Origin of the sequence: uncultured Meiothermus sp., from assembly GCF_937863175.1 — a bacterium.
Classification (GTDB): Bacteria; Deinococcota; Deinococci; order Deinococcales; family Thermaceae; genus Meiothermus.
Genome location: NZ_CALMCQ010000071.1, coordinates 1 through 6637, shown reverse-complemented (window position 1 = coordinate 6637; position 6637 = coordinate 1). Strand labels below are relative to the sequence as shown.

Genomic DNA, 6637 nt, shown 5'->3' with positions numbered 1-6637 from the left:
GACGCCGCCGGAGCCGCCTTCGAGTACGACCCCAGCTATGCCGCCATCCAGGGGCCTTACACCGCGACCCTCAACCAGTATGTGCGCCAGGAACTGGGCTTCCAGAGCGATCTGCCCTACGAGATTCTCTCGAGCCTGTACCAGAACTGGAGCTACAAGGAGTTCGAAAACCAGTACCTCAACGTGGCCGAAACTTTGCGCAAGGCCATCAGCATGAACCCGCACCTGAGGGTCTACGTGGGCAGCGGCTACTACGACCTGGCCACCCCCTATTTCGCCACCGACTATACCCTGAGTCACCTGAGCTTGGAGCCCCACCTGCAAGGGAGTATCCAGGTTCACTACTACCCTGCCGGGCACATGATGTACGTTCACCCAGAATCGTTGGCCCAGCAAGCCGCCGATTTGAAGACCTTCATCCGGGGCGCCCCGTCCCGGCGCAACAAACCTCCTGCACTGCGCAAGAAGCCAGTAACCGGGAGCAAATAGCCCAGCGCGGGTGGTCTGTAGCCGGGGCAGTCTGCACATTCTGGATGGCTTTTCCTGCGGCTGCGTCCCTGGCCCGCAGCGACAGCGACTGGCGTGTTGAACCACACCGGTGGTGAAGATCTACCCGAACCTGGCTTCATACCTGGGGCATTGGTAGCATGGGGCCATGCGAATGGGGGTTTTGCTTACTCCGGGTTTCCTCGAGGCCGAAGCCGCGCTGGTGATGGAGGCGGCCCGGCTGCTGGGCTGGGAGCGGTTCACCATCGCACGTGGGCGCACTGCCCTGGAGGGTAGCGCGGGCGCGGTCTGGACGCCCCGGTACACCTTTGCCGCCCGGCCCGAACTCGAGGTGCTGGTAATTCCCGGCGGCCCCAACATGCGCAAACTGGGGCGTGACCCCGCGCACCAGGACTGGCTGAACGAAATCTGGGGCGGCTTACGGGCGGTGTTCGCGGGCGCCAACGGAGTTTTGTTTTTGCTGGAGGCCGGACACCTCTCGGGCAGGGTTGCGGCCCACTTCATAGCAGAGGAAGCCCTGGCTGGAACAACTTTAGAGCGTACTGAAGAGCCCTACCGCTGGCAGGGCAAAACCTGCACCACCCAGGGCTATGTGTTCCTAACCCAGGCCGTGCTGGACTGGGCCGGATTCACCGGGGAAGCCAGGGCGCACCTGGGGTTAGGGGGTTAGGCCATAAACCCGAACCGCGGTAGCCCGCCCGGCCATCATCATCCCCGCCCCCCGTGCGACCCGCGCATCGCTCTCGTAGGCCAGGAGATCGGACGGGGTCTGGAGCGAACGCTGGGTGTCCAGCCCAAGCTGTAAGAACAGACAGGCTGCACTGCCCCCGCAAGCACCTCCTGAGTCTGCTCAAATTCTATCCGGCCAGGCTTGGGGGTTTTGCCTCTGCTGCGGTAGAATGGTCGCTTGGTGTGCAGGCCGGCAGGCCCGCCCAGAGGAAATACATGGCATCGCTCGGAGTCGGTATCGTCGGTCTTCCCAACGTAGGTAAATCCACCCTGTTCAACGCTATCACCAAAGCCGGCGCACTGGCCGCCAACTATCCCTTTGCCACCATTGACAAAAACGTGGGGGTGGTGGTGCTGCATGACCCGCGCCTAAAGGCCCTGCAGAAGCTTTTTGTGAAGGGTGAGCGGATGCCGCCCATGGTGCCGACCCACGTTGAGTTCGTGGACATTGCCGGCCTGGTTAAAGGGGCCCACAAGGGCGAGGGCCTGGGCAACCAGTTTCTGGCCAACATCCGCGAGGTGGCCGCCATTGCCCATGTGGTGCGGTGTTTCGACGACCCCAATGTGGTGCATGTTGCCGGCAGGGTGGATCCCCTGGACGACCTCGAGACCATCAACACCGAACTCGCGCTGGCTGACCTTCAGTCTATCGAGCGTCGCCTGGACAAGCTGCGCAAGTCGGCCCGCAGTGACAAAGACGACAGAGCCCTGCTGGAAATCCTGGAACCGCTCATGCAGCACCTCTCACAGGGCCAGCCCATCCGCACCTACGCCGGGGCCGAGCCCGAGATGCTGGCCCGGGCTGCCCTCGAACTGGGCCTGCTCACCCAGAAGCCGGTCATCTACATCTGCAACGTGGGCGAAGAAGACCTTCCCGAGGGGGCAAACAACCCCCATGTCGGCAGGGTACGGGAAATCGCCGCCACCGAGGGAAGTGAGGTGGTGGTGGTCTCGGCCAAAATTGAGGCCGAGCTGGCCGATTTGTCCGAAGAGGAGGCCGCCGAGTACCTGCAAGACCTGGGTTTGCAGGAATCTGGGCTGGATCGGCTGGTGCGTACCGCCTACCAGACCCTGGGCTTGCAGACCTTCTTCACCGCCGGAGAAAAAGAGGTGCGGGCCTGGACGATCAGGCAGGGCACCAGAGCCCCGCAGGCCGCCGGAGAGATTCACACCGACCTCGAGAAGGGCTTTATCCGGGCCGAGGTGATCGAGTGGAACCGCCTGGTCGAGGCGGGTGGCTGGGCGCAGGCCAAGGAAAGGGGCTGGGTACGCACCGAGGGCAAGGAATACATTGTGCAGGACGGCGACACCGTGCTGGTCTTGTTCAATGTATAGATTAAACATCCTGATCCTCGGCCATTCCATTATCCAGTCCATAGTCTGTCCGATGGTCAATAGCCAGGCCCCCGGGCCCTTGTGAACCTCGAGCTGACCAGCCTTACGAGGGGAGGGAGTTGCCCGGATTTTTTGTAAGACCAGGCTGTGTGACTAAAAGAACTCGGCTGGGCCGAGACCCCCTCCCTGTCCTCCCCCGCAAGGGGGGAGGCGATCTAGAGTTAGTTTATACCCGCTCTATGCAACAAGTAGACCACACAAGCAATGAGATGCTTGCTATTAGCCATTGGCTATTGGCTATTGGCTATTGGCTATTGGCTATTAGCCATTGGCTATTGGCTATTGGCTATTGGCTATCAGCTATCGGCAGAGGCTAAACAGCAGGCTCAGTCGGCAGAAGCTGCAAGCTGGAAGGCCTGGCTCAGGCGGGCCTCGTCGGTCAAGTCCAGACGCAGTGGCGTTAGCGCAATGAAGTTGTGGTTGATGGCCCAGCGGTCGGTTCCCTCGTCGGGCTCGTGGTCGGGATGGGCTGCAAACCAGAAGTGTTCCCGGCCCATGGGGTCGGTTCCGGGCACGATGGTGCCTTCGTACATTCGCACCGACTGCCGCGCCCAAAGAATCCCTTTGGGTCTGGGGGGCAGGTTCACATTGATCAGGAAAGGCCGGGGTTCGCGCAGCAGGGCTTCCAGCACCCGACCAACCCAGGGCTTGAGGGCCTCAAAATCGGGTTCCTTACCATTGACCGGCGTACTGAAAGCAACGGCCGGCATCCCCAGCAGGGCCGCTTGTTTGGCAGCCGCCACGGTGCCGGAGTGCCAGATTTCGTTGCCCAGGTTAGAGCCCAGGTTGATGCCGGAAAGAACCAGGTCTGCCCTGTCCCAGTGGTGCGTTCCGAGGGCCACGCAGTCGGCGGGGGTGCCGTTCACGCGATAGGCCTCGAGACCCCCCACCGGTGTAGAACGGTAGTGCAGGGGTCGCATAATGGTAATAGCATGGCCCATCGCCGACTGTTCGACATCGGGGGCCACCACCCGAACTTCTCCAAAGGCGGTGGCCACTTCGGCCAGTGCCAGCAGTCCAGGGCTATAGATTCCATCGTCGTTGGTTACCAGGATTCGCATTCGGATACCTCAGAGGGGCAGGCCCCGGGATAAGTTTTTTTTGTACTGGTCAGGACAGGGTCAAGCAGCCCCAGACGGTCAGAGCAGTGTAAAACCATGGGCTGACTCCCCCTGACAAAACGGGTCTAGTATGTTTAGTAAAGAATGATCAGTGTCATCATCCCCACCTTCAACCGCCCCGCCCTCCTGCTGCGGGCACTGCGCTCCCTCCAGCTTCAGCTCTACCCCGACTGGGAAGCCGTGGTGGTGGATGACGGCGACGGCTCGGGCATCCTGGCCGCTCACAACCTGCGCGACCCCCGGATGGTGGGAGTCCGCAACGAGGGCACGGGGCAGGTACACGCCCGAAACACCGGACTGGCCCATACTTCGGGCGAAATTATCACCCTGCTCGACGACGACGACTGGTTACTCGACACCACCCACCTGCACCGGGTGGTACGCGCACTCAAATCGCAGGCCGGACTGGTGTACCGGGGCGGCTACTTGATCCAGGAGCGCGATGGGCTTGAACTGGGGCGCATCCCCTTCGACTTGAAGGCCGCGCCGCAGTCGCTGCGCTCCGACAACCTGCTGCTCGCGACCGGAGCGGCCTATCCCCGCTTTTTTCACGACCAGCTCGGACTCTTCGACCCGGAGATGTCGGACTACTGGGACTGGGACTGGTATCTGAGGATTGTCTCGGCGGGGTATCCCCTGATCCAGTTGCCCGGCAGGGGCGTGGCGGTCGCGATGCACGGGGCCAATATGTCGTATGCGGCCAGGCTTCAGGAGCGCCAGAAAAACCTGGAACGGCTCTCGAGCAAACACGGCCTCAGTAATCTGGTGCTGAAAGACCATCGGACGATCGCGGGAGCAGCCTGAGCCGTCTCTACCTGCAAGGCGCCCTCAGAGACCGTCTCGAGAATCGTTTTGGATGGGCCCTGAAAGCCTTCCCTGCGGGTGCAGCGGGCGGTGGGGTGGCTATCGGTCTAACCGGTCTGGGTTTCGGTTGAAAATCCATTCGAGCGAACCTGCCCAACCCCCTGCTGCGCTTCGGAACTGTGCCACAGAGAATTTCGTAGCCCAGAACAAAGTCTGGCCTGACACCAGGTTGACAACAAACCGGGCACAATCTCTCTCAGGGACGAACCCTTAACTGGAGGCTTTATGCGACGATTTTTCCTGGCTTCTCTGGCAGCTTTGGGGCTGGCTAACGCCCAGCAGCAAACCCTCACCCTCTACACCTCGGAGGTCTTGACCAATGTCAATCCCATGATTGAGTTGTTCAGACGGGCCCATCCAAACATCAATGTGCAGGTATTCCGCAGTGGAACCGGCGAGGTGATTACCCGTTTGCGGGCCGAACTGGAAGCAAACAACCCCCAGGCCGACCTGCTCTGGGTGGCAGACAAAACCTTCTTCCGTGAGCTGGCTGCTGCCAACCGCTTGCGTCCGGTTCGGGCCACCACCGCTGGTTTTCCGGTCAGGTTTGCCTATCAGGGTGGGCTATATTACGAGGTGCGTCTGCTATACAACGGCATTGCGGTGAATACCCGCCGACTGGGTAACACCCCCGAACCGCGCTACTGGCGCGACCTTCTCAAACCCGAATACCGCAACCTGCTGGGAATGCCCAACCCGAATTTTTCCGGGGCGGCCCTCTCCACCCTGGGAACCTTCAGCCAGCGTTTCGGCTTCGACTTTTTTACCCAGCTCGAGCGCAACGGCCTCAAGGTAGAGCAGTCCAACCCCATCCTCCAGCAGAAACTGGCCGAGGGGCAGTATGGACTGGCCATCATCACCGACCACGGGATCCGCGAACTGATCCGCCAGGGTGCACCCCTCCGACTCATTTACCCTAAAGACGGCGCGATCCTGGTGCCCACCCCGATTGGGGTGTTGAGCAGCAGCCGCAACCCCGCAGCGGCTGAGCGGTTCATTCGCTTCCTGCTGTCTCCCGAGGCCCAGGCCCTGTTTGCGCAGCAGGGCTTAATTCCGGTTATACCCACCGCCCCCCGCCCGGCAGGCGTGAGCGGTGAGGTGCTTTCGGTACCATCGGCCGCGGAGTACATTCAGACCCATCGGCAGCGCTTGTTCACCCAGTTCAACACGCTTTTCAACCTGCGCTAGAATTGGCCGATAGCTGATTGTCAATAGCCGATAGCAAAAGAGCTCATGGCGGAAGGCAAAAAGTCTGTGGGCTATCGGTCTTTAATTCATACCGTAACTGGATAAGATCCCAAGAATGGCGCTTAACCCTCGACCCCAAGCAGTATGCACCGCACCAGTGTTCAGACCGCTTTACGATGGTAAACCAGGATAGCCCTGATGCCCTCGAGCCGACCTATTGCCGCCCTGTTCTGGCTACTCCTTTCGCTGGGGGTAGCCATGCCGCTTTTTGTGCTGGCCTGGCGGGGGTTGGGGGACGTGGCCATTCTACCCCGGGTGCTCGACCTGGCCGGGGTTTCGCTGCTGCTCGCGCTGGTGGGGAGTTTGCTCAGTCTGCTGGTCGGGGGTGGGCTGGCCTGGCTGGCCTTCCGGGCAAGGCTGCATCCGGGATGGGACGCGCTGCTGCTGCCGGCCTATCTGGTGCCGCCCTTCGTGGGGGCGCTGGGCTTCTTGTATGCCCTGCAACTGGTCGGCTTGCAACCCTACGGGGTGGGGGGCATCCTGCTGGCCTGGACGGCCCACTACGCACCCGTGGCCTACCTGTTGCTGCGCCCGGCTTTGGAGTCGAAGCTGGCCCCGCTGCTGGTGGCCAGCGAGGTACATGGCGTAACCGGCTGGAAGCGGGTGCGGGCCCTGGTTCCCCCGCTGTTTCCGGTTTTGATTACGGCCTTTGGGGCGCTCTACCTGACCCTGCTGGGCAACTTCGGGGTTCCGGCGGTGCTGGGGCTGCCCGCGCAGGTCTATACCCTGCCCCCCCTGGCTTCCGCACGGCTTTTTTTCCTCCCCCGCCCCGA

At 61.7% G+C, this 6637-nt stretch carries 5 protein-coding genes and 2 pseudogenes; 6 read left to right on the top strand and 1 reads right to left on the bottom strand.

Annotation, left to right across the window (positions count from 1 at the left end):
• From Q0288_RS02835 to ychF, 3 genes and pseudogenes are all read left to right on the top strand, one after another.
• Positions 1-489: pseudogene (locus tag Q0288_RS02835) on the top strand (peptidase S10); the annotation flags it as partial.
• Positions 490-655: 166 nt separating this feature from the next.
• The gene (locus Q0288_RS02830) at positions 656-1177 is read left to right on the top strand and encodes a DJ-1/PfpI family protein (RefSeq protein WP_299426875.1); all 522 of its coding nucleotides are present in this window, start codon (positions 656-658) and stop codon (positions 1175-1177) included.
• Between the two features lie 275 nt (positions 1178-1452).
• Positions 1453-2571: a redox-regulated ATPase YchF gene (ychF, locus tag Q0288_RS02825; protein WP_299426872.1), complete on the top strand. Its 1119-nt coding sequence runs from the start codon at positions 1453-1455 to the stop codon at positions 2569-2571.
• 386 nt (positions 2572-2957) lie between these two features.
• Here ychF and surE read toward each other — a convergent pair whose 3' ends face one another.
• Positions 2958-3692 carry a 5'/3'-nucleotidase SurE gene (gene surE / locus Q0288_RS02820; protein WP_299426869.1) on the bottom strand — a complete coding sequence of 245 codons (735 nt, stop codon included), beginning with the start codon at positions 3690-3692 and terminating at the stop codon, positions 2958-2960.
• Positions 3693-3836: 144 nt separating this feature from the next.
• Here surE and Q0288_RS02815 point away from each other — a divergent pair, with 144 nt between their 5' ends.
• The 3 genes and pseudogenes from Q0288_RS02815 to Q0288_RS02805 form a co-directional block, all read left to right on the top strand.
• On the top strand, positions 3837-4556 hold the full coding sequence (locus tag Q0288_RS02815; RefSeq protein WP_299426866.1) for a glycosyltransferase family 2 protein: 720 nt from the start codon (positions 3837-3839) through the stop codon (positions 4554-4556).
• Between the two features lie 285 nt (positions 4557-4841).
• Positions 4842-5804, top strand: coding sequence for an ABC transporter substrate-binding protein (locus Q0288_RS02810; RefSeq protein WP_299426863.1), 963 nt, complete (start codon positions 4842-4844; stop codon positions 5802-5804).
• A 198-nt stretch (positions 5805-6002) separates the two neighbouring features.
• A pseudogene (locus tag Q0288_RS02805) lies at positions 6003-6637 on the top strand (ABC transporter permease); the annotation flags it as partial.